Below are 25,758 nucleotides of genomic sequence, written 5' to 3' on the forward strand. Positions count from 1 at the left end.
AAAGAAAAGGCCGAAATAGTGGATTCGGCACTGTTATAAGCAGGCTTCGAGGGCTTTCAGCTCAGCGCGGAGCGCCTCCCATCGGCGCTCACCGAACCGCGACAGAAAATCGCTTTGTGCTTCGCTCCATAGAGATTGGGTATCTTGAACCGCTTTCTTGCCTTGTTCGGTAAGGGAATATAGCCGCATGCGGGCATCCGTTCCTGCCTGTGCTTCCACCATCCCCTGACGTTCCAGTACATGCAAGTTCCGTGTCAAGGTAGTCCGCTCCATTTTAATGGCTTCAGCAATGTGAGAAATTGGTGCAGGCGCATGGCGGCCTACCAGTACCAGCAGCGAAAATTGTGTGGCTCGTATGTCCGCGCCACTCATCCTGTCATCGAAAAACTGGCCGATCTGCCGAGCGGCCCTGCGGATATTCATATTGGCGCACGCGCTTGGATCACTGGTCATGATGGCTCCTTCAAGTCGAAAAACATATATGTGTATATACACTTAAATGTCAATACACTATGTTCTGTGGAGACGCTATCAGGCTTCATAGGGGTTATGAAAAAGCAACCTGGTTCGATTAAAATCAGGAAAATTGTCCCGTGTCCTCGACTTGATCTCAACATCCCATTTACGCCCAAAGCCGGCGCTAAAAGTTGACAAAATAGCAGTGACAGTTGTTGCAGACACGCATGCGGTATCGAACAGCAACAAACATGACTGAATCCTGAAGGCATGCCAGCCGGATTTATTTCGGACGCGAATTCACATATGCAAAGTCCAGCACATGGTCGGAATTAAATTTGCCCACCTTTTGAACGACAGTTGGGTTGTCCGACCGGAAGTTTTGAGCATCAGCAGGATTTTCATAGTAAATGAAATCGATCGCATCGGGTTTCGCCATTCCATATGCTGCATCCGGGATCAGTATCCCTGCCTGCCTCCAGCCGTTGGAAATAGATTTTGCTTCGGAGTTTAGAGCAAGAAGGTCTTGTTTTCTCCGACTGACATCGTTGTTGTTAAATCGGCTGAACTTCACGGTATAATGTTTTTCAGCGCTGCTTTTTTGGTCGAATTGTCCCCCATCAAACTGCCCGATGATAATCTGCAACTCTGGCATTGAAACCGACAAATCATCAATTTTCCGGGCTACTGAAGGCTTGCGACATCCCAAGAGCGCCATATTGCCAGGGTCTTTAACATCTAGAGCACCTCTTATCCCGGCCACTTTCCCCGAGAAAAACAATTTGCAGCCCCTCTTATCTAACCAAATGATCGCGTTTCGATAATTATCGTCCGCGTTTTTCGCCCCAAGTACCAATATCCCAGTGGACCGCTTCGCAATGGCATGGGTGGGCGCTGTGGCTATCACTGAGCAACAGCCTATCACCGCCATGACTTTGCCAATTGTTACCGGAAGCCGCGAGTTTTTCATTTTCATCTCTCCAAATTGGTGCGTATAACAACCAAAATAGTCAGTCGGAGGCATAAGTCATGGTTTTGTTTCGCCAAACTCTGGTGGAAATATGCACCAGTTGAATTGGAGTGATCTTCAGTTCGTTATCGCCCTTCATCGGGAAGGATCAATCAGAGCTGCCGCGAGATATTTGGGCGTCAATCACACCACAGTGCTGCGCCGGATATCGATTGTAGAATCTGTGGTCGGTTCGAGCCCCTTCGAGCGGCGTGAAGGAAAATATCTCGCCACGAAACAAGGCCTGGCCCTGGTTGCAGCCGCCGAAAAAATGGAAGATGCGCAGTTTGAAGCGGCGCGCAAAATTGAAGCATTAGGAGATGAAATCAGCGGCCCCATCTCAGTGTCGATGCCGGAAACGCTTTCCCAATATTTTTTGGCCGCTGATATTGGCGAGTTTATAGCACGGTATCCCAACGTCGATCTCAGCCTGCACAGCTCGATTGATTTCGTTGATCTCGATCGCGCAGATGCAGACGTAGTAATTCGCATCTCCAACAACCCGCCTGAACATTTGATCGGCAGGAAGCTTTTTAAATATGACCGCAGCTTCTATGGATCGAAAAGCTATCTCAGGAAAATATCAACGGGCGAACAGGCAGCGCGATGGCTGGGATGGACCAGCGATTCAAACCAGCCTGAGTGGATCAGAAACTCACCTTATCCTGACGCTCCTATTGCTTTGCGAATTGATCGACCACTAGATCGCCACATAGCCGCTGTTCATGGTCTTGGACTAATTTTCGAAGCCTGTTTTTTGGCTGATCAAGAACCAGAACTTGTACAGCTTGATGGAGCAATGAGAGAACCAGACCGGGACATTTGGGTGTTAACGCACCCAGACCTGAAAGACTCTCCGAAAGTGACTGCATTGAGACAGCATCTTGTCGCGGCGCTTTTAAACAAATCCAACTTGATGCAAGAATAGTGTGCATACATGCATCATATTAGTGGTGGTATTCACTTCCTTGATGAAGATGCTCCAAACCAACCAACTCTTAGCACGATCTCGAGGCTTGATCACGGATCATTTACTTCCAGCCCCTTGGGTTATCAGACGAAATCAGACTGTCCGTTAACGGCCCAATTGCAGACGTCCGCAATAGACCGACCCAGCAACCGCTTTGGGCAAAAGCGGACATTAGGAATGTAGAAGTTGTCGGTCGGGTATGCGGCGGAATGGGATCAGAACTAGGCGACCATAGCGGGCGTGGCCTGTCGCCCATATTGATCGCGGCGTTTACCAGATGACCTCGATCTCGACGACAAAGGGTTCCCAGTCTAACGCTTCACCTTCGCCGGCTCACATCATCTGATACTGTCTAGAGAGCCGGGGGTTGAGGGATAGCGTATGGAGCCGTCCATCAAATTCGCCATTAAAGCGGATACCATAAGTCACCCGCACAGCGTCCATGCCGTCGAGCTGGGCGTACCATTTTGCCCCTCCTTCTGTATCGGGGCAGGCATTGCTGTCACTGCGCACGAAACTCACGGGGTTCGGCGGCGTGAATGGCGAAGTTTCGAAGCGCTTTCTGTATCGACTAATGCTGCCGCGGAAGGTTCAACCGAAATCCTCACGCTGTCAGCGCCTATTGGAGAACAGGCCGTCAAACTGCCGACGATACAGAGCGCACTCAGATAAGGTCGTATTAGGTGCATAATTTGATATCCTGATGCGGTTCGCTGAGCACTTGGGGGCGGCCTACCTTATGGTTCTTCGTTGCACTGGGAGGTTGGTATCGGTGCAGGACCAAATGGTTCCAGCAAGCCGTAATTTAGAGCCGCTGGGTTCCGAAAAAATTTGTCGCTTGTGCCGGTAACCAATTTCATTCTGGTCTCGCGCCAAGATTCTACGGCGGGCTTTTTCCGCGGGGTCCGAAGTCCTCTGTCACCTTAGCTTTATTGAGATCCCCTAGCTTGGCCCAATGCATGGAGTATTCAATCCCCGAATCCGAAAGTGCATCTTTGACAGCTTCTGCGCCGCGCTCGACTGTGCTGGCCAAAGCTTCCATGGCGGCCTCTTGAAAGACGTTAAAGTCCTCTCTTTGTCGGCCATATGAGCCGCCAGAAGCGAGTCACCTAGCCTGGCCGGCGATCCGGCCCGAACTAATTCGGCGTAAATCCCGATCTTCAGACTGTCATCGTCTGAAATGGAGCGGCCTGCTACAGCCTTTGGAGTCAATCACTTTAGAAGACGGGCGCCGAAAGTTCGGCGCCCGCCAGAAATTCAGTCGACGAATACCAGAGTGCGGACTCCGCTGCTTCCGGGCTTTGTTGTGATCCCGTTGCGTGTGCTGCCTTTCAGTTTCACGCTGCCCGCCTCCATGCGCAGGGTCACGTTGCCACCGCCAAAGTCGATCTTGCCCGCATGAACTGCGGCCCGGCAGATCAACGTGTGGAAGGCATATCGGTCGATCCCGCTGAAGCGGCGTGGTGTCAGGCGATCCGGTGCAGGCGGGCAATAAAATTTGAAACTATGCCCGGTCTTGTGGCGATCAGCGAGTCCGGTCGCGGTAAATTTGGTGTCCCAGTCGACGTGATGGGCATCGCTGGCCGGGGCCTCACCGGGACCACGTTTGCCTCCTGCTGCCGCGACCTCCGCCGCGCCGCCCGACCGGTTCGCGCTGCCAATATCGGGCACGCCAGCCTTTTTGCGCGCTGTTGATTTGACCGTGTCTTCGACGGCCTTTTTCAGGCCATCAAGCGGCCCGGCCTGTGCTGGCGCCGCCAAAGTCAGCGATGCGACAGTGATCGCCAGAATCGTTGTTGGTCGCATGTCGTGATTGAAGAGTGTCTTCGTCATAACCTATTCCTTTTTCGATGTTCTTCAAAGTTTTCGAAGCAGTCAAAAACCTGATCGCCAACGCTAATGGGTGGGGGAGAGCGACCCGGCCTGAACATCTGCGACTTTACCGGTTGGCACGCACAGGCAGAACCCGCATCACCACATGCAGGCTATGCAAAAATGCCGTTATAAAACTAACTCTGACGTGCGGAGTGAGTCTCAAAGTCTAAAATTTGAAGTCAAAGCCAATTCGGACAGTGCGGGGGCGCAGAGGTGTAATTTGGTCTGCAAAAGGCAATGTGAAGGGAGAGCCTAGACCAAAGCGATTACCCCTGACGTTAAAAATATTGGTCGCCTCCAGCCAGACGGTACGCGGGCCGAGGTCAAGGCTGGCAGACAGGCCGGTATCCACCACATCGCCCTGCTCCACGCCCAGTACTGGACCGATACCAAGCCGCGATTTACCCGTATAGCGAGCCCAGGTAGCAAGCGACAGGTCCGCCTCCTCCGACAGTCTGGTCGCATAGCTCAGGCCCAAACGTCCGGAAAAATCAGCGACATTGGGCAAATTGTCGCTATCCACGACCACCGTGCCCGCCGGAAGATCGGCGAGAAACAGAAACTCCGGATCACCGACGAAAATAGTCTCGGCGGGCTGGGTCAAACGGCTGTCGGCCCAGATGGCTGATGCATCAATCGACAGGCCGGGCAGCGGCCGCCAACTGGCCGATGCATCAATCGTCCATATCCGCCCCGTCCCGATATTCTCGGTCACGGGAAGGCCGTCATTGTCGATGAGGTCCGCCTGAATATCATTCCATCTGGTATGGGCCAGTGTGATCCCGGCATCAAAGCCGGTTTCACCGCCGCTGGTGTAAGAGAGCCCGCCTTCAATCGCCGCGACCTCGTCATTGAAGAAGCGCTGCACCATATCATCACGCACCGCGATACCGCCCGCGCGAAAACCCTCCTGATAGCGAACATGGCCGATCAAGCCATCGGCGAGCCGATAGCGCGCACCGACGGACGGCAGAAATGCGGTTTGGTTCCGTTTCGCTTCGTCACTGGCAGCAATCCGGAAACCGGCCGGTGCATCCAAGGTCCTGCCCATCGTCCAGACGTGACTGACGCGTCCGCCGGCGTTGACCGTCAGGCGATTTGACAAGGGCCAGACGATTTCACCAAAGCCGGTAACCTCATTCACTTCATTTTCTATGCCGCCAATATTGGTCGTCAGCAAACCACCTTCGCGAGCACGCCGAATCTGATAACGGTTGTTCACCAAGCTTGTGCCGACAAACCAGCTACCACCATTTTCCAGCGACTTTGACAACCGGGTTTCAGACGTGAACAGCTTGATTTTCCCGCGTTGACGGAAAAGTGAGGGGATGGCCGGAAAAGGATCAATCCCCGGTAATGTCGTGTCAAAAGTCTCCGACACCCGCTGGTCGGCATAGCTGACCTCGGACAGGAACTCCAGATCGTCCCAATTTTTCCGAACGACCAGCTGCCCCAGAGCAAAGCGGTTGCGATAAGGTTGCGCAAAGGGTGAAGCGCGATCGAGATCATCGCCAAGCCGGTCGGCATATTGACTATCCCGCCCGTCAATTTCCTGCGCTGCCGCCATCAGGTCAATCGACCAGCCTGCACCGGGATCAGCTCTCAGCATGAACCGGCCGCCTATCGTATCCACCTGGTTGACGTCATTCAAACGGCGCAACCGGTCATCGATATAACCGCCCTGACGACCGCCGTATACCGAAGCGCGTATACCGACGGATCCTGCGACTACCGGCAAGTTCAAGGTCGCATTTGCATCGACCGACGGATCGCCGTCCTGCGTCGCAGCCACGGCGATGGACGTCTTGCCGCTGACTTCATTCAGCTGCACGGCATTGGGGATCAGACGAATGACCCCGCCCAGGGTTCCGGCGCCAAAGCGGGTCCCTTGCGGCCCCTGATGAATTTCAATGGCGCTCAGATCAATCAACCGCAAATCCGGATCCGGCGCGTTGTAGTTCAACCGGGCCTCACCCAGATATTGACCGGACACGGCCTGGTTCGGACCGTTGAAACTGGAATCGGCAATGCCCCGGATGAAAAGACGGTTACGACCTGGACCAAATTGTGTCGAACTGATCGTCGGTATGGTTTCAATCAATGCGTCAGTACCGCGCAACTCAGCCGCTGGACTCATTTCATCCAGTGTCACCGTCTGGAGTATTCCTGGCTGGCCCAAGGCAATATCGCTGTCATTCAGCAGACCTGTAACAACAATATCAGGATTGATTACAGGTGGAAGAGCCGCTCCGATTCCGGCATTTCCGGGAGAAGCGGTCACAGGGTTCGCACCTTTGTGCACACGTACGATCCGCCAGTGGCGATCATCAACCCGCTCCGGCCTGGTCCCGCTTCCCGCCAGTAACCGCGTCAGAGCTTGGCGAGAGGTCATCCGGCCCTTGATCGGCGGCACCTTTTTCGCACCCATTTGCGGGTCAGACAGTCCGATGCTGATCCCTGCCTGTTGGCCAAGCACAAAAATCGCAGAATCGAGGCGACCTGCGGCAATATCTATTTCAACTTTACTGTCGGCATGAGCAGGAGCAGCAATGGCAACACCCAGCACAGCGGCCGGGATCAACTCACGGTACCGCATCATCCCCTATCAATATCCAACCCTTCGCTTGTTTCTCAGCACGCACGCCCAACAAGGCGGCAATCGGTTCCATATCTTCCGGATCGCGGTCTTTTAACTGTATCACACCGCTAAATGGCCGCGCCGCGATCGCTTCAGATGCTGTGACAGTAACGCCCAGATTCCGATCAAGCGCTTCAGCCACTTCGCCCAACGTCGCTCGGGTAAAGCTCAACTGACCGGTGCGCCAAATGCCGACCTGTTCAATCGCAATATCGGATATGGTCACCCGGCTTCTGGATATATCGCGATACAGTCGTTTGCCGGCTGGCAAGCTGACATTCTCTCGCCCGGGATTGTAAATGACCAAACCTTCGGAAACCGCCACATCCAGCGCCTCGTCGCTTTTTACGACGTTAAACTCAGTACCGGCGTCGATCAGGCGCATTTTTCCGGTGTCGACAATGAACGGATCATCATCATTGTGCACAACCGTGAACAAGGCTTCACCGCGATTGAGCCTGGCATAGCGAGGTTTCTTATAGTCCAGTTCAATACTTGTATCGCCGTTCAGCGTAATTTGACTCCCGTCGGGAAGCGCAACAATTTCTCGCTGACCCGGCTCGGTCATTACATCATAAGGCTGCGGCATCTGGGTCCAGACACCGGCGCTGACAGCGACAACCAGCGATGCGGCAAGCGCCCCGAACATCATACGGCGGCGGTTTGTCTGTCTGGGGGGTAACAGATAGTCGTCATTTGCCGGTTGCTGCGGAATCGGAGCATCCATTTGCCCGTCCTGATCAATTGGCAGGCCTTTCGGCTCTGCTGCCGATGCAACGTCGTCGGATAGCGCCACCAACCGGTCTTCTGCGGCGAGCGCTTGCTCATAGGCGACATTGTGCCGTGGATCAGCCTCCAGCCAAAGCGTGAAGCCATCCCAGTCGGTAAAATCCGCGTCGCGGGTGCGGATTGCCCAGGCGATCGCCTGTTCCCGGACCATGTCATTCATATCAGCCATAATTTCTTTCCCGGGACATAGACGTCACCACAAGCGGAATCCCGCATATCATTCGACATCTTCACCCTCCCGCCACCTTGCCAGCGCGCGATAGGCTCTCTGCAGATCTTTCTCCACCGAGCTCAGGCTGATACCCAGTTCTTCGGCAATCTGCCGCTGGCTAATGCCATCAACCCGAAAACGGCGAAAAACCTTCAGTACACGCGATCCCTCGCTGCGGATTGTTGCTTCGATCTCGGCCAAGCGCTGGCGGGCGATCAGGGCGCGGTCGGGAAGCGGCAGGTCCGAGGCATCACCGGTTCCCCTGTGAACATCGCTCCAGTCATGGTCCCGCTGACGCGAGCGCTGAGTCATGCGGTAGCGGTCGTGCATCAGATTATTCGCCGCGCGATAAAGATAGGGCAGCGGGCTGGCGATATTGCCCTCGTCCATGTCCGATACCCGCAGCCACAGGTCCTGCAATATGTCCTCGGCATTATCCCCCGCACCGCGCGCGCGCAAAAACCGCAACAATGCGTCACGATGATTGAGGAAAACCGCCTGAAGTTCGTGTTGCGTCATAAGCTGACGAATCTCTGCAATTGGGGGTTGGCGGGCTTTAGTGAATGTATCGATATCATTCCGCAAGCCCGGAGGGATGCTATTTTTGACTCTGTTATATCGTATCTTGCAACAGAGTCTTGGATAAAATTTACACATAGATACAGGCAGTTTCAACAGCCTGGAAAATAATTTGGAAAAACTTTGCGGGTTTCGCCAGCCGACAACGTCTCAATTATTGGACCCACCCCGAACCCTGCGGGTCCATTTTCCGAAATCTTTCCCCGAAGAGTTCGGATCCCGGAGGAAGGTATCAACCTTCCTCCGGCCTATTCGGAAAGTTGGATTGAGTAGGAGTCAGTAAATGATACGCATTGGACTTTTCATGGTGCTGTTCATAGTTGCTGGCTGCGCGTCCCCGGAGACCACTGGTCGGATTGCCGATAGATCAGAGATGATTTTCGTACCTCCTGTAGAGGTTTACGAAACGACGGAATGTATCCAGTTGCGTAAGGTGCGTTCCACCAGAGTCATTGATCGTGTCGGCATTGCCTATGAAATGCCCGACCGCAAGGTCTGGCTCAATCGCCCTGAATGGGGGGCATCCATGCTTGATGATGATCTTGTCATGGTGACCAGCACAAATGGCAATATGCTATGCTCCGGGGATATCGTGCGATTTCTGGACAGTTCCCCTGTTGGCTTCCGCAGCGCCATCGCACTGGGGCCATTTATCAGCTATACCCGCAATGAGTAACAGACTTTAATCGATCGCTTGATCAGACCTCAGAAGCCGCTTCCTTGATTGCACGGCGTATGCTCATATAGGTGGCGCATCGACAGATATTGCCGCTCATCGCAGCATCGATATCTTCATCACTGGGACTTGAATTTTCCGCCAGCAGCGCAGTGGCCGCCATGATCTGACCCGACTGGCAATAGCCGCATTGCGGGACATCATTCTTTACCCAAACCTCCCGGATAGCGTCGGCCGCCCGGCCTTGAACACCCTCAATTGTCGTGACCTTTGCACCGTCAAGCGAGTCATGAGCGGTTATGCAAGAGCGCGTCGGCGCGCCATCGACATGGACCGTACAGGCGCCGCATTGCGCGACACCACAACCAAATTTGGTGCCGGTCATCTTCAGATGATCCCGCAATACCCAGAGCAACGGCGTACCCGGCGCTGCATCGATGGTTTCGTCTTTTCCGTTGATATTCAGTGTGGTGGCCATGAGCAGCTCCTGACTTAAGCGGTTTCTTTTGCGGGCAATGACAATTTGCTTCCGCTCGCGCCGATGATCGGCAATTTCCGGATTCGGTGTCCCGTTGCATTGAATATCGCATTGGTAAGAGCCGGAGCAGCTGGCGGTGTTGCCGGTTCCCCGACGCCGGCCGGTGCGCTGTTTGATTTGACGATTTCGACTTCAAATGCGCGCGGCGCCTCACCCATGCGCAAGACCCGCCATGACGGGAAATTATCCTGTACCACGGCACCGTCCTTGGCAGTGATTTCTCCAAATAATGCGTTGGACAGACCGTAGATTGTTCCGCCTTCCATCTGCGCCCGGGCATGGCGGGGATTGATCACGGTACCTGCATCAAGCGCCAGCCAGACACCGGGTATCGTCAACGTGCCATCAGCACCAACAGCCACTTCGATGACGGTCGCGATATAGGAAAGGAAGGACCGGTGAACGGCAATGCCGAGGCCATGACCGGACGGCAAATCACGCCCCCACTTGGCCATGTCGGCTGCCATGTTGACGACGTTGGTCAATCGTGCGGTTTCAATCGGATATTCCTCGATCGAGGCATCATAATTGGGGTAAGTGGCGCCCTCATCCCCCGGATCAATAGTGCGTGCATCACCGATCAGTTCAAGCAGATATTCTTTCTGGTCTCGCCCCGCAGCATGTGCCATTTCAGCCGCAAAGCTCTGCACCGCAAAGGCGTGGTAGATATTGGAAACAGACCGCAGCCATCCGATCCGCAAATGCCCCTTTGCATTACCGGATTCCACCTGCAGATTCGGCATGGCAAAGGGGACATCAGTAGCTCCCAGACCCATTTCACCATCTGTCGGCACGTCCATTCCCGGCACGAATGTCGAAGCGATTGGCGGGAATACCGTGCGGTGGAGATAGCTGGTACACCTACCGTTTTCGTCCATACCGGCCTCCAGCCGCTGCGCGCTGACGGAATGGTAATAGCCGTGGCGCACTTCGTCTTCCCTGGTCCAGGTGACTTTGACCGGTTTGCCGACTTCCTTGGCGATCAGTGCGGCCTCGACGACAAAATCCGGTTTGGACTTGCGGCCAAATGCACCGCCCAGCCATGTCGCGTTAACGGTAATGTTTTCCTTATCGATTTTAAGCAGGTCGGACAGGGTTTGACGCGTCGCTTGCGGGTCCTGCACGCATGCCCAGCATTCCAGCTTGTCTCCGTCCCACTGGGCTGTCGCCGCGGGCGGCTCCATGGGCGACTGGGACAAATGCGGTGCGTAATATTCAGCCTCAATTCTGTTTGCTGCGCTCGAAAGCCCAGAGGCTACATTGCCCCGTTTGCGCCGGACAGTGCCTGACCGCTTTGCGGTCTGTTGCATTTGTTCGGCAAAAGCTTCCGAATCATATCCCGCATTCGGTCCGTCGATCCAGTCCACCTCCAGCGCATTGCGGCCCTGAATGGCCGCCCATGTATCCTCTGCGACAACGGCTATCCCGCCCAGCGCCTGAAACAGGGCCGGTGGTTTGGCATCAGGCAGCTTCACCGTCTGCAGCACGCCGGGAACGGCCAATGTATCTGCATCTCGAACCGCCCCGGTCTTTCCGAATAGCTGCGGCGGACGCGCAATAACAGCATAGACCATCCCCGGCTTGTCGACATCTATGCCAAATGTCCCTTCACCGCGCGTGATCTGTGGAATGGTGAGAGACGGGATTTCCTTGTTGATATAGCGCCAGTCTTTTGGATCCTTCACCGTGATATCGGCTTCGCCGGGCACTTGCAGTCTGGCGGCAAGCTTGGCGAGATTGCCATAGGAAAGGGTGTCGCTGTTCTGGCTGTTGCTGACCAGCCCCTGCGAAGCCGAGCATTCGGATGGCTGCATCTTCCAGTACACGGCCGCTGCTTCGGTCAGCATTTGCCGCATCGCAGCGCCGGCGAGACGAAGGCGATGGAAATTATACCGCACAGAACGGGACCCGTCGGTATTCTGATCGCCATAGCGCTCATGCCCTTCCGCCTGAACGATTTGCACCTTGCTCCAGTCGGCTTCCAGTTCGTCAGCGACAATCTGCGCCATGGAAGTCCACACCTGCTGGCCCATTTCTGAACGATGACAGGTAATTTTGACAGTGCCGTCTTCTTCAATGGCAATCCACAAGGCCGGCGTTGCATCGCCGCCCTTGACCTCGGTCAGCGGGCTGGGTCCGGCCTCCGGCAGATCAATGGCATCGGGATCAATTTTCGGTTCTTCGTAGCTTGAACAACCGGCTAGCGCGACGCCAACTACAAAAAGACTTGAACCGACCACAAAGCCCCGGCGGCTGAGATTCGTAATCGAGAGTGTATCTTTACCAACCGCGTCGGTCTTTTGCCCGCCGGGAATGATCCCGATATCATGCAGAAACATCAATTATCTCCCGGCTGTTTGGCTTCGGTTTGCTCGTCTTCGACATTTTGCCGTTCACCACTTGATGGTTTTTGAAGGGCTATCAACTGGCAGCATAGTGTCAAATGCACGAACGACAAGACCATCCTTACTCTGGCTTGAATCACGAAATATAATAGAGGTTTGGCTTCGATAAGAATTTATTGTGCCCACTCTTATCCGGGATTTGCTAAGCGCAATCAGCTATCCCTATCGTCATCGGAACCTTCTCAGTGCAGAATTCAGCAACAGCAACACCCCTAACCCATCTTCAACGGCTTGAGTCGGAAGCCATTCATATCATGCGTGAGGTTGCTGCCGAGGCAGAGAATCCGGTTATGCTCTATTCTGTTGGCAAGGATAGCGCGGTGATGCTGCATGTGGCGAAGAAGGCATTTTTCCCCTCGCCTCCACCTTTTCCATTGCTGCATGTCGATACCACCTGGAAATTCCAGGAAATGTACAGGATGAGAGAGAAAGCGGCCAAAGATGCGGGTATGGAATTGCTGATCCATCAGAATCCGGAAGCCAAGGAACGCGGTATCAATCCCTTTGACCATGGCGCTGTTCACACTGATATGTGGAAAACCCAGGGCCTGAAGCAGGCCCTTGATCACTATGGTTTTGACGCGGCCTTTGGCGGCGCCAGAAGAGACGAAGAAAAAAGCAGGGCCAAAGAACGGATATTCTCTTTCCGCTCTGCCAATCATCGCTGGGACCCCAAAAACCAGCGGCCGGAGCTCTGGAAACTTTACAATACACAGAAAGCCAAAGGCGAGAGCATAAGGGTTTTTCCGCTCAGCAACTGGACCGAACTTGATATCTGGCAATATATTCACCTTGAGAATATCGATATCGTGCCGCTTTATTTCTCGGCGCCAAGACCGACAGTGAAACGCGACGGCATGCTCCTGATGGTTGATGATGAGCGGTTCCGCTTTGAAGAGGGAGAAGAGCCAGTGGAACGCTCTATCAGGTTCCGCACCTTGGGCTGCTATCCTCTGACCGGCGCTGTCGAGAGCGAGGCTACCACGCTTCCACAGATCATTCAGGAAATGCTGCTCACCACCACTTCGGAACGACAGGGGCGGGCGATTGACCACGATCAAGCGGCATCGATGGAGAAGAAGAAACAGGAGGGCTATTTCTGATGACCCATTCCGAAAATATCGATTCTGAAACCATCTACAAAACCGACGCCCTGATTGCTGAGGATATTGATGCCTATCTGGAAGCGCATCAGCATAAAACAATGCTGCGCTTCATCACGTGTGGTTCGGTAGACGATGGCAAATCAACGCTGATCGGGCGTTTGCTCTATGATTCCAAAATGATCTTTGAGGATCAGCTGGCAACCCTGGAAGCCGACAGCAAGAAAGTCGGGACGCAAGGCCAGGAAATTGATTTTGCCTTGCTGGTCGACGGATTGGCGGCAGAGCGCGAACAGGGCATCACGATTGATGTGGCTTACCGTTTCTTTGCAACAGAAAAGCGAAAGTTCATCGTCGCGGACACGCCGGGACATGAGCAATATACCCGCAATATGGTCACGGGTGCATCAACAGCAGATCTGGCCATCATTCTCATTGACGCGCGTCAGGGAATCCTGACCCAGACGCGCCGCCACAGCTATCTGGCGCACCTGATTGGCATCAAACATCTCGTCGTTGCCGTGAACAAGATGGATCTGGTTGACTATGATCAGGCCGTCTATGATGAGATTATTGCCGATTATGCCGCTTTTGCACGGGAAATCGGCATAGAAGCCTTCACGCCCATTCCCATCTCCGGGTTGGCCGGCGACAATATCACAAGCAAATCCACCCATACGCCTTGGTATGACGGGCCGGCGCTCGTCGAGCATCTGGAAAATGTAGAGGTTATGGCGACCGCCAATCAGGCAAAGCCGCTGCGCATGACGGTCCAGTGGGTCAACCGGCCCAATCTCGATTTCAGGGGTTTCAGCGGACAGATTGCCAGCGGCACGGTAAGGCCCGGAGATGAGGTCCGCGTGCTGCCTTCCGGAAAAACATCCACGGTCAAGCGCATTGTCACGATGGACGGTGATCTTGACGAAGCCGTGGCTGGCCAGTCGGTCACACTTACACTGGCGGAAGAGATTGATTGTTCTCGCGGTGATGTGATCGCTGCGGCCGATGCACCGCCGCAGGTTGCCGATCAGTTTGAATCAACCATCGTCTGGATGGACGAAGCAGAGCTGTTGCCCGGCCGCAGCTACTGGATGAAGATCGGAACGCAATTTGTCAGCGTCACAGTCCAGTCACCCAAATATCAGGTCAACGTCAACAATATGGAGCAGCTGGCGGCCAAGACGTTAGAGTTAAACGGCATCGGCGTGGCCGAAATTGCGACAGACCGGCCGATTATCTTTGAACCCTATGAGGATAACCGCGACCTTGGCGGCTTCATTCTGATCGACAAGATCAGCAACGCGACGGTCGCTGCCGGTATGCTGCATTTCTGCTTGCGGCGGTCACAAAATGTCCATTGGCAGGATGTTGATATCGACCGCGCGGCCCATGCCCTGCAAAAGCGCCAGGAACCGCGAGTGGTCTGGTTTACCGGCCTTTCGGGTTCCGGCAAATCGACCATTGCGAACATGGTCGAAAAACGGCTGCACGCGCTTGGCAAGCACAGTTTTCTCCTGGACGGTGACAATGTGCGTCACGGGCTTAACAAGGACCTTGGCTTTACCGATGCCGACCGGGTGGAAAATATCCGGCGCATTGGCGAAGTGGCGAAGTTAATGGCTGATGCTGGGCTCATTGTCCTGACCGCCTTTATCTCTCCATTCCGGGCAGAACGACAACTCGTCCGGTCTATGCTGCCCGAGGATGAGTTTATCGAGGTGTTTGTGGACACGCCGCTGGCAGTTGCCGAAGAGCGCGATGTGAAAGGGCTTTATAAAAAAGCACGGGCCGGGGAATTGAAAAATTTCACCGGCATCGATAGCGACTATGAAATCCCCGAAAATGCCGAAATGCGGATCGATACGACCAAGATGAGTCCGGAAGAAGCCGCCGAGATTATCGTGGACAAAATTGTCGGTAGTTGGTCCTATACGATATGACGGATGCTGAATTGGCTGCAAAGCTGGCGGAAGATGCCGGCCAATTGCTTTTGAACCTGCGCAACAACTCCGATTTGACCGGAAGGGAACTGGGCGATGCTGGAGACACGGCGGCAAATGAGATGCTTGTGGCAGCGCTACACGAATTGCGCCCTGAAGATGGCTTGCTGTCCGAAGAAAGCAGGGATACGCAGGAGCGATTGGGCAAAGATCGTGTCTGGATAATCGATCCGGTGGATGGCACCCGCGAATATGGTGAGGGGCGGAGTGATTGGGCAGTGCATGTCGCGCTGGCGGTCGAGGGACAGCCATCAGTCGGGGCAGTTTCCCTGCCGGCGCTCGGCCTTACCTTACGCAGCGATTCTCCGATTGCAGCGCCTGTTCGCCCGCACAAACTCCGCATGGTTGTCAGTCGTTCCCGACCAGCCAAAGAGGCTGTCGTAGTGGCGGAAATACTGGATGCAGAGCTTGTCCCCATGGGATCAGCAGGCGCCAAAGCTATGGCCATCGTCCGCGGCGAGGCCGACATTTACCTCCATTCAGGCGGTCAATATGAATGGGACAATTGCGCGCCAGCGGCGGTGGCACAGGCGCATGGCCTACACTGCTCACGCATTGACGGCAGCACGCTGCAATATAATCAGAAAGACACATATCTGCCCGACCTGTTGATCTGCCATATACAAGATGCGGATAGAATACTGGATTTGGTTGCGAAGCTCTAAGACTTGCAACGACACCTGACGATCTGAACAAACTTCAGGACGCTTTTTCGACTTTCATATTGTCCCGTTCATGTTCGAATTCCGGAACCAGTATTTTCAAAAGTGCTATTGTCTCATCAGACGAACGACATTGCCTGAGATTGCTCAGCAACTCATCCAGATCGGCCGCCCCCAGATGACTTTCATGGGCCATCATGATTCGGTTATGGACCGTCGGCTTTGGATCATTGCCGATAATCAGCTCTTCATAAAGCTTCTCGCCAGGCCGCAAGCCTACTTCCTCTATTTCGATATCACCGTCAGGATCTGCATCATCACGAATGGTCAAACCGGACAGTTGGACCATGGTCTTCGCCAAATCCATGATCCGGACTGATTTGCCCATGTCCAGCACGAAGACCTCACCACCCTTGGCCATCCCACCGGCCTGAATAACCAGCTGAGCCGCCTCTGGAATTGTCATAAAATACCGGGTCACATCGCGGTGGGTAAGAGTGATCGGCCCGCCGGTTTCAATCTGTTGCCGGAACAGAGGAACGACCGAACCACTAGAACCCAGGACATTGCCGAAGCGGACCATGGAAAACCTGGTTTCGCTGATATCCGCAAGCGCTTGCACAATCTGTTCAGCACCGCGTTTCGTCGCACCCATGACATTGGTTGGACGAACGGCCTTGTCCGTGCTGATCAAGATAAAGTCGCTGACTTTCGCCAGATGAGCCGCATGAGCAACCTCATAGGTCCCCAATATGTTGTTTCTTGCACCTTCGACTGGGTTGGCTTCCACCAACGGTACATGCTTGTAGGCTGCAGCGTGAAAAATTGTATCGGGTCGCCAGAGTGCGAGGATTTCCTTCACACGATTCTTATCGGTCGCTGACCCCAGCACAGGAATGATTTCCATATTTTCAGAGCCATGTTGCTCGAGATAGTTTTTAAGCTCTTTTTCAATAGCGTAGAGCGAAAACTCCGACAGCTCGAACAATATGAGCTGACGTGCCCCCGATTTTGCAATTTGCCGACAAAGCTCGCTACCAATAGAGCCTCCGGCTCCGGTCACCATTACCGTCTTGCCAACTATTGTCCGGCCGAACAGCAGTTCATTCGGCGGAACCGTTTCTCGGCCAAGCAGGTCTTCTATGTCCAACTCACGAATATCGTTGAATGACACTTGACCGTCTATGATATCTTTCATGTTTGGAAGGGTTTGAACGTGAACCTTGAACTTCTGAATCTGATCAACAATCGCCCGCCTTTTTTTTCGGGAGATGTTTGGAAGAGCCAGCAGGATATCAGTAACCGCATATCTGTTGATTATTTCCGGCAGGTTACCACTCCAGAAAACCTTGTCACCGTCGAGCTTTTGGCCATCCAGACGCTGATCATCATCAACATAGCCGCGCAATCGCATTGCGGGTTCAGAGCGCATGGATGATGCTAGTTGCTGGCCCGCATTGCCCGCCCCATAGATGATCACCGTTTTTACCTGCCCTCCAAAGCGGTTGCGCCCCAATATATCGACCATTAGATAACGTGCGGTAACACGTGAAAAACCGACCATTATGAAGAAGATAATGGGTTGAATAACACCAATGGTCCGCGGAACACCGGCAATCCCGATAACCGAAAAAATTATCACCATTGGCACACCATAGACTGCAAAAGCCCGCACCAATGTCTTCATCATACCAGAGCCCGCATAGCGAAAAATCGCATTGTAGACACCGATCAGGTAAAATACCGGAATCATGATCAACAGGGCGCCAAGCACTACTTTCTGAATTGCCAGATCCCAGTAAATCCAGACTCCCACGCGTAGCGAATAGGCTATCCATATCGACTGGACGCAAAGAATCATGTCCAATACCAGAACGATGGCCTGTTTCTGTCGGCGCGAAATATCTGCTATTCGCTCCAAGATGGAGATGGCAAGGGCGGTCATGGTTTCGATTTTACTAAATCCTGAACTAGTTGAACCGCTGCGTCAAAAGCGACTATTTCCCAATAAACGACTTCACCGCATTTTCCAAATATTTCAATTGCGCAGTTCGAATTGGCATATCAACCGGCTGAGGCATTAATGTAAGCTGGCTCACAATTTTTACTTGAACCCATTAATATAAAGACAGAATGCACCTTAAAGCGGTCGGAATAAGCGGCCATGCTTGACCGACATTCTTGAACGGGCCACAGAAACAGGAATACTGTGTCATAACCGACTCAATATCAATCACGCCAAAGGATAAATATGAAAATTGCAATGATCGGCTCCGGCTATGTCGGTTTGGTTTCTGGCGCATGTTTTGCTGATTTTGGGCATGAAGTCGTCTGCGTGGACAAGGATCCGCGTAAAATTGAAAAGCTTGAACAAAATATCATGCCCATTTTTGAGCCCGGACTTGCCAGCCTGGTCGAGCGCAACGTCACCAGCGGGCGACTGTCCTTTTCGGGTGACCTCAAAGAGTCGGTCAAGGATTGCGATGCCGTATTTATTGCCGTTGGCACACCATCCCGGCGCGGTGACGGTCATGCCGACCTAAGCTATGTTCATGCCGCGAGCGAAGAAATTGCTGATTCCATTACCAAACCGACCGTCGTCGTCACAAAGTCCACTGTGCCCGTCGGAACAGGGGACGAGGTTGAACTGATATTATCGAAAAAGCTCAATGCCGATCAGTTTGCCGTGGTATCCAATCCCGAATTTCTTCGGGAAGGTGCGGCCATTAATGATTTCAAACGACCTGATCGCATTGTGATTGGTGCTGAAACCGAATGGGCCAAAGATGTCATGAGTGAGATTTACCGACCACTGTTTCTCAATGAATCGCCCATCCTTTTCACAGGCCGCCGGACCGCAGAATTGATCAAATATGCTGCCAACGCCTTTCTGGCCACCAAAATCACGTTCATCAATGAAATTGCCGATTTGTGCGAAAAAGTTGGCGCAGACGTGCAAGAAGTCTCTCGCGGTATCGGATTGGACAACCGGATCGGCGCTAAATTTCTCCATGCCGGACCCGGCTATGGCGGTAGCTGTTTTCCAAAAGATACCCTGGCATTGCTGAAAACCGCTCAGGACAATGAAAGTCCGGTGCGGATTGTCGAAGCCGTCGTACAGGTAAATGACCAGCGCAAACGCGCAATGGGTCGAAAAGTTATCCAGGCGCTGGGCGGAGAAGCCCGCGACAAGAAAGTGGCACTGCTGGGCCTGACGTTCAAACCCAATACGGATGACATGCGTGATGCGCCGTCTATCGCCATTGCCCAGACTCTGATTGATGCTGGTGCTCAGGTCAGCGCCTATGATCCTGAAGGCATGGAAATAGCGGCAGAAATCATGCCGGATGTCACAATGACGGAAAGCAGCTATCAAGCGGCAACTGATGCCGATGCGGTTGTGATCGTAACCGAATGGGATGCGTTTCGGGCCCTTGATCTCAACAGATTGTCTTCTTTGATGACCGGCAAAGTGCTGGTTGATTTACGAAATATATATCATCCTGCTGATGTCGGCAAAAGCGGACTAGAATATACAGGTGTTGGCCGTAGTCGAGGTCCCATGGGCAACCTATGAAACTAAGACAGAAAAAGGTCAGAAAGCCATGGGGGCAATCGATGTTACCCGAGGTATTTGGTGGAAAACAAAAGGAAAAAGTCGGCGAAATCTGGTTTGCACCACCCAAGGCTATAACGCCTGCCCTCTTGGTCAAATATTTGTTCACCAGTGAAAAACTATCCGTTCAGGTGCACCCGAATGATCGTCAGGCGCGTCGGCAGGGAGCTCCCGTTGGCAAAGAAGAATGCTGGTACATATTGGCTGCCGAACCGGATGCTGTCCTGGGCATCGGACTGACCAAAGAAGTCAGCCCGACCAAATTACACGCAGCGGTTGCATGCGGCCAGATTGAACAGCTGATTGACTGGAAACCCGTTAAACCGGGCGATCTGTTCTACGTGCCTGCTGGTACCATCCACGCGATTGGACCCGGAATACAGCTGATTGAAGTGCAACAAAATTCCGATATTACTTACCGGCTTTACGACTATGGACGCCCGCGCGAACTGCATCTAGCCGACGCTATATCGGTAGCGACACCGGCCCCCTATGATATGGAAAACTATCGTGAAACTGTGCCGGATCAGTCTGCCAAACTGGTCGATGGGCCACATTTCAGACTGTTTCAGGTTGTTGGCGACGATCACGATATATTAACAGCTACTGTTGCAGGGGAATGGCAAGTCATACCGCTAGAAGGTAAGGTAACTGCCAGAGGTAAAACTATTAGCGCCGGGGGATGCGGACTTTGCACCAAAGTTACCGAAATCGATCTATCCAAAAATATCAGATGCCTGATTGCGTGTACCATGAAATGAACATGACAACATGAGTAACGATAATCTCATAACCCCGGTAATTCTATCAGGCGGCTCGGGCACTCGTCTATGGCCGCTGTCGACAGATAAACGGCCCAAGCAGTTTTTGAACCTGACCGGCCCACTCAGCATGTTCCAGATGACATTGGAAAGATGTCAGGAACCTCATGTATTCGGATCACCAATCATCGTTGGCAGTGCCAAACACGCTGCGCTCGTTGAAGAACAAATGGATGAAATTGGCGCGGCATCGGCCGTTCATATACTCGAACCCTGTGCGAGAAATACCGCGCCAGCAATCGCTTTAGCCGCTCTTGCCTGCAATAATCCGCAAAGTCCGATGCTTGTGATGCCCAGTGACCACGTCATCAAGAACGTAGCAGCATTCCATGATGCTGTCAGGGAGTCACTGCCCCTGGCAAAAGCACGGTGGCTGGTGACTTTCGGCATCGAACCCGACGGCCCTGAAACCGGCTATGGCTACATCCGGCAAGGCGAACCGATTTTCGGCAGTACCAATAGCTTTGCCGCACAAAAATTTGTTGAGAAGCCGAACCGCGAAAATGCCGAAAAAATGCTCGCCAGCGGCGATTATTTCTGGAATGCGGGAATCTTCCTGTTCAGGGCCGATACCTATTTGCAAGCTCTGAAAGATCATGCGCCAGAAATGCTGGAAGCAGCACAAAATGCTATGAGACAGGCGCATAAAGACGGAAGTCAGACAAGCCCGGATGAAGGCAGCTTTTCGCGCGCGCCTTCTGATTCCATTGACTATGCCGTTATGGAAAAAGCTGAGAAAGTTGCCGTTACCCCGGTAAATCCAGGTTGGTCCGATGTCGGCAGCTGGGATTCGCTGTTTGAGATCAGTGCTTCAGATGACCAATCTAACGTAACCACTGGCGACGTTTTGGCGATTGATGCAAAGGACAACCTGATTCACACCGATGGAATTGAGGTCGTAACACTTGGTGTAAATGATCTGATCATAGTAGCCAGTGGAGACAAGGTGATGATCATGCCCAGGGGCCAGTCGCAAGATGTCAGGAAGATCGTCAGCGAGCGACAGAAAAACGACTAAACAGCAGTCTCTGATTGAAGCCCATTGGTATGGACGCCGTCAATTTCCGTAGATTTGCCAATCATCCATGTGGGCCAGAACCGGGCAATGAGCATTAGTACCGTCGGAATCAGCATCGTGTTCCAAAGATCATGATATGCTTCCTGTCTCAATAGCGCTTCTGGCGCTTTGCTCAAGCCGAGGCGTTGATAGTCTAAATATTCATTGGCTAATGCCGCAGCAAGAACAACTGTCCATGGCCACAGACTTCCAAGTGACCGGCGAAAAAGCAAAGCAAGTGAAAATTGTATGGCCAACGCTCCGTAGATGTGAAGCGCGTCACGGTCTAGGCCCGTGACGTTCTCGAGCATTATTTTTATATCCAACCACAACATGGGTGACCCTTGGCGAAGTGATCCCTAACCGTCAATGAACAAATACCGCAATTGAACCATATCAATTCGCCAATGGCCTAATGTTTGCCTAGCCTTGCTAAACTTGAGAGAACTGTGAGTTTTTCCAACAGCCCGGCTGTGCTGGCCCTTTATGACCGCGGCTTCAAACCATGAAAATACTCAATTGGGCAAACTGGTTTTCCTTGGCACCAACAGCATCAGGATCGATATCGTATATATGGCTATTGGATAGGGGTAATATAGAAAGTTATCATATAGCATGTAGATGGAACCGCCGCCAAAAAATGCCAAAGCAGCCATCTGATGCGGATCCCTGATCTCGATTTTGAAGATCGTTATCATTCGAAATATTGCATACAATAGCGAGAACAGGCCAATGATGCCGACCGAAAATAACAGTTGTACCGGGAAACTATGTGGTCCCTTAAAACCGAGTGTTTTTCGAGGACCCATTCTTTGAAACTGATCAATGCCATGGCCGGCAACAGGATTGTCGAGAAAAATTCTGAGAGATGAAGCCCAAAGTTCACTTCTGCCGCTACTGACTTTATACATATCATCAGTCTGTTGACTGGATGACAGAATTCTTTCCATCCCATATTGTGACATCGGCGCTGGGCTGACTAAATTGGTCGCAACTGAAAACGTAAGAGAAATCAGAAAATACTTGGCAAGTGTTTTGCGGTTCTTCGGAAAAAACAAAACGGCTATCAACAATGCCGCAAGAATAGCGAGCAAACTGCCTCGCGATCCGGTCCACAGAGTCATAGCCAATCCAAAACTGCCAAAAACATACGCCAGCAATTTTCCATGGATTCCCTCTTTGTTGATTAGGGCTAAACCAGCGGCAAATATCGACAACCAGAAAAATCCGGCCCACCGGACATTGGTAACACCCGGAACTCTGTTTATCCAATCAGACTCCGAGGGTGGATAGATGCTAAAATCGATAGCCCATAATAAAGTATAGGCCAGGACAGATATCCCCAGTATCGTCCAAAAACACTCAAACAACCGGGGCTGTTCACGTCGCATGACATCATACAGTCCGATCGCAAATAGCGCATGAACGATAAGACTGATGAGACCCAAGGCCGCCGCAGCAGGGTTCACAGAAACAAATATATAAACATATGTTATTGATAGCAGGAATATCGCCAATACCAGTAAATCAAGCTTATTGGTTCCATTGAAGAACCGCTTTGGAGCGCTATCACCGCGAAAGAATATGCAGCAAAGTAGTAATTCTACAATTGGAATCGCCAGTGAGTTTCCTGCAATAACCTTACGATAAAACCCCTCATGAGGTCCGAAATCCCAAGGGATCAGAATCGATAAAACTGGAGTCAAAGCCATCAAAATATACAGAAAATATGTCCGCGACTTTGTGGTCGGTCGCGACTTTAAGATAGCCCCATTTATCAAGCGATCATCCTCACATATTTGATCAAACGATTTCGCTTAACACTCATTTGTCACTTTATGGTTAACTAGGTAGAGTTTAACATTAACCACCAACTCGTTTTAAGCCGAAACATGAAGCGATCAGAAGTTCGAAAGAAGAAGTTATGAAGCCACGCCGTTCCTGTCTTTATATGCCGGCGTCCAATGCGCGGGCTCTTGAAAAAGCAAAGACACTGCCAGCCGATACGATCATCCTTGATTTGGAGGATGCGGTAGCGCTTGATGCCAAGGATGACGCCCGCAAGGCCGCATGCGACGCTCTTGCCGAAGGCGGTTACGGCAAGCGGGAAATGGTCGTGCGCGTGAACGCTATGGATACGCCGTGGTTTGCGCAGGACATGGAAAGCATCTGCGCCAGCAAAACCGACGCGATACTGGTACCAAAAATACGCAGCGCCAGCGATATTGCAGAGATATCCGGGATCATGGACGGGGAAAAAGCTACCGAAAAATTGAGCCTGTGGGCCATGATCGAAATGCCGATAGCTGTTCTGAACATAGCCAGCATTGCTGAAGCGGTCGCTTCGACCCGGCTGACGACTTTCGTCATGGGCTTTAACGATCTCGCGAAGGAAATGCGGGCCGAGCAAGATCGGGCCTTATTCACGCCCGCCATGGCTCAAACCATCATGGCGGGGCGGGCTTATGGACTGAATATTCTCGACAGTGTGTATAATGATTTCAAGGATCCGGCCGGGTTCGAACAGGAATGCCGCCAGGCGAAAGCATATGGATTTGACGGAAAGACGCTGATCCACCCCTCCCAGGTCGACATTGCAAATCGCGAATTCGCGCCCGATGACGCCAAGGTTGCAGAAGCACAGGCGATCGTCGCCGCGTTCAAAGATCCAGAAAATGCGGACAAAGGCGTGATAACCGTCAATGGCAAGATGACCGAGCGGCTGCATTTGGAGCAGGCAGAACAGACCATAGCGATGGCGGAAGCAATTGCAGCCGCCGACCAATCCGGCACCCAATAATCCGTTCGATCTCGACAAACCGCAAAAATATGGTTTAAGTGGTTAATTGAAACCAAAAATGATGCGCGCAAACTGGCGCTTTGCAGGAGAAGAGACGTGGAAGCATTGGAAGCAGCAGCTGGCGAAGTCAGCAAAGACGAAATCATGGCGGCATTTCAGGCGCAGCGCGATGCTTTTCATGCCGAACTGCCGGTCAGTTATGAAACCCGCATGGACCGGATCAACCGCACTGCCCAAATGATCATTGATCATAAAGATGCGCTGTGTGAAGCAGTATCCAATGACTTTGGCCATCGCAGCTCGGTTCAAACTGTTATGACCGACCTGATGTCCGTGGTCGGCCATGCCAAGGATCACAAAAAAAACCTGCGCAAATGGATGCGGCCCGAGAAGCGCAAGATGGATTTCCCGCTTGGTTTGCTTGGTGCCAGCGGGGCGGTGGAGTATCAGCCAAAGGGCGTGGTCGGCGTGATCTCGCCATGGAATTTCCCGATTAACCTCGCTTTTGATCCGGCCATCGGTGCTTTCGGCGCCGGTAACCGGGTGATCATCAAATTTTCCGAATTCTGTCCGGAAACCGGCGAGCTGGTGAAGAAGCTCGTCTCCGAATATTTCGCGCCCGAAGAGATGGTCGTCATCACCGGTGGTCCGGAAACCGGCAAGGCATTTTCGGAAATTCCTTGGGATCACCTGATCTTCACCGGCGGCGGCGGAATTGCCAAGCATGTGATGGCAGCAGCAGCACAGAATCTGACGCCGGTTACACTGGAACTCGGTGGCAAGTCGCCAACCATTGTCGGCCCGGATGCGGATGTCCAGAAAACGACCCAGCGGATTGCCATGGGCAAGATGATGAATGCCGGGCAAATCTGTCTGGCGCCCGATTATCTGATGGTGCCGCAGGACAAGGAAGAAGCCGTCGTTGAAGGCATCGCCAGCAATGTCGCAGAGCAATATCCGACAATGATTGCCAATGACGATTATACGTCCGTGATCAACGGGCGGCACAAGGAACGCCTTCAGGGCTTGATCGACGATGCGGTTGCCAAGGGTGCGAAACAGACCGTGGTCAATCCCGGCGATGAGGATTTCGCAAACACCAACAGCAACAAGATGCCGCTCACCGTGTTGCAAAATGTCAATGAAGACATGCGGGTGATGCAGGAAGAGATTTTTGGTCCGGTTTTGCCGGTCAAAACCTACCGCAACCTCGATGAAGTTGTCGATTATGTGAACGATCATGACCGTCCACTCGGCCTCTATTATTTCGGTGAAACGGAATCGGACAAACGCAAGGTGCTCGACAAAACGATATCAGGCGGCGTCACGGTCAACGACGTGATCTTCCACATCGCGCAGCACGACCTGCCCTTTGGCGGCGTAGGTCCTTCAGGCATGGGCGCCTATACCGGGCCAGACGGCTTCAAGGAGTTCAGTCACGCCAAGGCCGTTTACCGTCAACCGAAAGTCAATATTGCCAAAATTGCCGGTTTCCTGCCGCCTTATGGTTCCGCTACCGAAAAGACCATGAAACAGCAGATGAAACTCTGAAG

Annotated in this window: 22 protein-coding genes; 10 read left to right on the top strand and 12 right to left on the bottom strand. The window is 52.8% G+C overall.

Annotated elements, in window-relative coordinates:
- Positions 1-33: 33 nt before the first annotated feature.
- Positions 34-453 carry a MarR family winged helix-turn-helix transcriptional regulator gene (locus AC6I9Z_RS00130; protein WP_461458133.1) on the bottom strand — a complete coding sequence of 140 codons (420 nt, stop codon included), beginning with the start codon at positions 451-453 and terminating at the stop codon, positions 34-36.
- Between the two features lie 286 nt (positions 454-739).
- Positions 740-1,432, bottom strand: a complete 693-nt coding sequence (locus AC6I9Z_RS00135) for a hypothetical protein (RefSeq protein ID WP_461458131.1) — start codon at positions 1,430-1,432, stop codon at positions 740-742.
- 85 nt (positions 1,433-1,517) lie between these two features.
- Here AC6I9Z_RS00135 and AC6I9Z_RS00140 point away from each other — a divergent pair, with 85 nt between their 5' ends.
- Entirely contained in the window at positions 1,518-2,393 is an 876-nt protein-coding gene (locus AC6I9Z_RS00140; RefSeq protein WP_461458129.1) for a LysR family transcriptional regulator, read from the top strand.
- A 375-nt stretch (positions 2,394-2,768) separates the two neighbouring features.
- Here AC6I9Z_RS00140 and AC6I9Z_RS00145 read toward each other — a convergent pair whose 3' ends face one another.
- From AC6I9Z_RS00145 to AC6I9Z_RS00165, 5 genes are all read right to left on the bottom strand, one after another.
- Entirely contained in the window at positions 2,769-2,957 is a 189-nt protein-coding gene (locus tag AC6I9Z_RS00145; protein ID WP_461458127.1) for a hypothetical protein, read from the bottom strand.
- Positions 2,958-3,692: 735 nt separating this feature from the next.
- Positions 3,693-4,268, bottom strand: coding sequence for an LCCL domain-containing protein (locus tag AC6I9Z_RS00150; RefSeq protein ID WP_461458126.1), 576 nt, complete (start codon positions 4,266-4,268; stop codon positions 3,693-3,695).
- 208 nt (positions 4,269-4,476) lie between these two features.
- The gene (locus AC6I9Z_RS00155; RefSeq protein WP_461458124.1) at positions 4,477-6,909 is read right to left on the bottom strand and encodes a TonB-dependent receptor; all 2,433 of its coding nucleotides are present in this window, start codon (positions 6,907-6,909) and stop codon (positions 4,477-4,479) included.
- On the bottom strand, positions 6,893-7,906 hold the full coding sequence (locus AC6I9Z_RS00160) for a FecR family protein (RefSeq protein WP_461458122.1): 1,014 nt from the start codon (positions 7,904-7,906) through the stop codon (positions 6,893-6,895). The genes AC6I9Z_RS00155 and AC6I9Z_RS00160 overlap by 17 nt, the downstream gene beginning before the upstream one ends.
- A 48-nt stretch (positions 7,907-7,954) precedes the next feature.
- The gene (locus AC6I9Z_RS00165; RefSeq protein ID WP_461458120.1) at positions 7,955-8,467 is read right to left on the bottom strand and encodes an RNA polymerase sigma factor; all 513 of its coding nucleotides are present in this window, start codon (positions 8,465-8,467) and stop codon (positions 7,955-7,957) included.
- A gap of 343 nt (positions 8,468-8,810) precedes the next feature.
- On the opposite strand from AC6I9Z_RS00165, the gene AC6I9Z_RS00170 reads away from it, so the two are divergent.
- Positions 8,811-9,203, top strand: a complete 393-nt coding sequence (locus AC6I9Z_RS00170) for a hypothetical protein (RefSeq protein ID WP_461458118.1) — start codon at positions 8,811-8,813, stop codon at positions 9,201-9,203.
- A gap of 22 nt (positions 9,204-9,225) precedes the next feature.
- Here the strand turns inward: AC6I9Z_RS00170 and AC6I9Z_RS00175 are convergent, their stop codons facing one another.
- The gene (locus AC6I9Z_RS00175; protein WP_461458116.1) at positions 9,226-9,681 is read right to left on the bottom strand and encodes a (2Fe-2S)-binding protein; all 456 of its coding nucleotides are present in this window, start codon (positions 9,679-9,681) and stop codon (positions 9,226-9,228) included.
- Positions 9,682-9,695: 14 nt separating this feature from the next.
- Positions 9,696-12,080 carry a xanthine dehydrogenase family protein molybdopterin-binding subunit gene (locus AC6I9Z_RS00180; protein ID WP_461458114.1) on the bottom strand — a complete coding sequence of 795 codons (2,385 nt, stop codon included), beginning with the start codon at positions 12,078-12,080 and terminating at the stop codon, positions 9,696-9,698.
- A gap of 251 nt (positions 12,081-12,331) precedes the next feature.
- Between AC6I9Z_RS00180 and cysD the strand changes: the two genes are divergently transcribed.
- Genes cysD through AC6I9Z_RS00195 form a run of 3 tightly spaced genes read left to right on the top strand, consistent with a single transcriptional unit; the run spans position 12,332 to position 15,914 of the window.
- A complete protein-coding gene (gene cysD, locus AC6I9Z_RS00185) occupies positions 12,332-13,249 on the top strand; it encodes a sulfate adenylyltransferase subunit CysD (protein WP_461458112.1) in 918 nt (305 codons plus the stop codon).
- A complete protein-coding gene (cysN, locus tag AC6I9Z_RS00190) occupies positions 13,249-15,189 on the top strand; it encodes a sulfate adenylyltransferase subunit CysN (protein WP_461458110.1) in 1,941 nt (646 codons plus the stop codon). Before cysD ends, cysN begins: the two co-directional genes overlap by 1 nt.
- Positions 15,186-15,914, top strand: coding sequence for a 3'(2'),5'-bisphosphate nucleotidase CysQ (locus AC6I9Z_RS00195; RefSeq protein ID WP_461458108.1), 729 nt, complete (start codon positions 15,186-15,188; stop codon positions 15,912-15,914). Before cysN ends, AC6I9Z_RS00195 begins: the two co-directional genes overlap by 4 nt.
- A 34-nt stretch (positions 15,915-15,948) precedes the next feature.
- On the opposite strand, the gene AC6I9Z_RS00200 is transcribed toward AC6I9Z_RS00195, so the two are convergent.
- Positions 15,949-17,856 (bottom strand): polysaccharide biosynthesis protein, encoded by a 1,908-nt coding sequence (locus AC6I9Z_RS00200; RefSeq protein WP_461458106.1) that lies wholly within the window; start codon positions 17,854-17,856, stop codon positions 15,949-15,951.
- 306 nt (positions 17,857-18,162) lie between these two features.
- On the opposite strand from AC6I9Z_RS00200, the gene AC6I9Z_RS00205 reads away from it, so the two are divergent.
- From AC6I9Z_RS00205 to AC6I9Z_RS00215, 3 genes are read left to right on the top strand one after another with little or no spacing between them, the layout of a single operon-like run.
- Positions 18,163-19,488 (top strand): UDP-glucose dehydrogenase family protein, encoded by a 1,326-nt coding sequence (locus AC6I9Z_RS00205; RefSeq protein ID WP_461458104.1) that lies wholly within the window; start codon positions 18,163-18,165, stop codon positions 19,486-19,488.
- 41 nt (positions 19,489-19,529) lie between these two features.
- Positions 19,530-20,288 carry a class I mannose-6-phosphate isomerase gene (locus tag AC6I9Z_RS00210; protein WP_461458103.1) on the top strand — a complete coding sequence of 253 codons (759 nt, stop codon included), beginning with the start codon at positions 19,530-19,532 and terminating at the stop codon, positions 20,286-20,288.
- A gap of 10 nt (positions 20,289-20,298) precedes the next feature.
- Entirely contained in the window at positions 20,299-21,366 is a 1,068-nt protein-coding gene (locus tag AC6I9Z_RS00215) for a mannose-1-phosphate guanylyltransferase/mannose-6-phosphate isomerase (RefSeq protein WP_461458101.1), read from the top strand.
- Here AC6I9Z_RS00215 and AC6I9Z_RS00220 read toward each other — a convergent pair.
- On the bottom strand, positions 21,363-21,716 hold the full coding sequence (locus AC6I9Z_RS00220; protein WP_461458099.1) for a hypothetical protein: 354 nt from the start codon (positions 21,714-21,716) through the stop codon (positions 21,363-21,365). The two genes, AC6I9Z_RS00215 and AC6I9Z_RS00220, sit on opposite strands and share 4 nt — an antisense overlap.
- 204 nt (positions 21,717-21,920) lie before the next feature.
- Positions 21,921-23,117 carry an O-antigen ligase family protein gene (locus AC6I9Z_RS00225; RefSeq protein WP_461458097.1) on the bottom strand — a complete coding sequence of 399 codons (1,197 nt, stop codon included), beginning with the start codon at positions 23,115-23,117 and terminating at the stop codon, positions 21,921-21,923.
- Between the two features lie 212 nt (positions 23,118-23,329).
- Between AC6I9Z_RS00225 and AC6I9Z_RS00230 the strand changes: the two genes are divergently transcribed.
- Together AC6I9Z_RS00230 and AC6I9Z_RS00235 are read left to right on the top strand one after the other, a co-directional pair.
- On the top strand, positions 23,330-24,205 hold the full coding sequence (locus tag AC6I9Z_RS00230; protein WP_461458095.1) for an HpcH/HpaI aldolase/citrate lyase family protein: 876 nt from the start codon (positions 23,330-23,332) through the stop codon (positions 24,203-24,205).
- Between the two features lie 96 nt (positions 24,206-24,301).
- Entirely contained in the window at positions 24,302-25,756 is a 1,455-nt protein-coding gene (locus AC6I9Z_RS00235; RefSeq protein WP_254054214.1) for a coniferyl aldehyde dehydrogenase, read from the top strand.
- Positions 25,757-25,758: the final 2 nt, after the last annotated feature.

The sequence above is a fragment of the Parasphingorhabdus sp. genome (genome assembly GCF_059726685.1).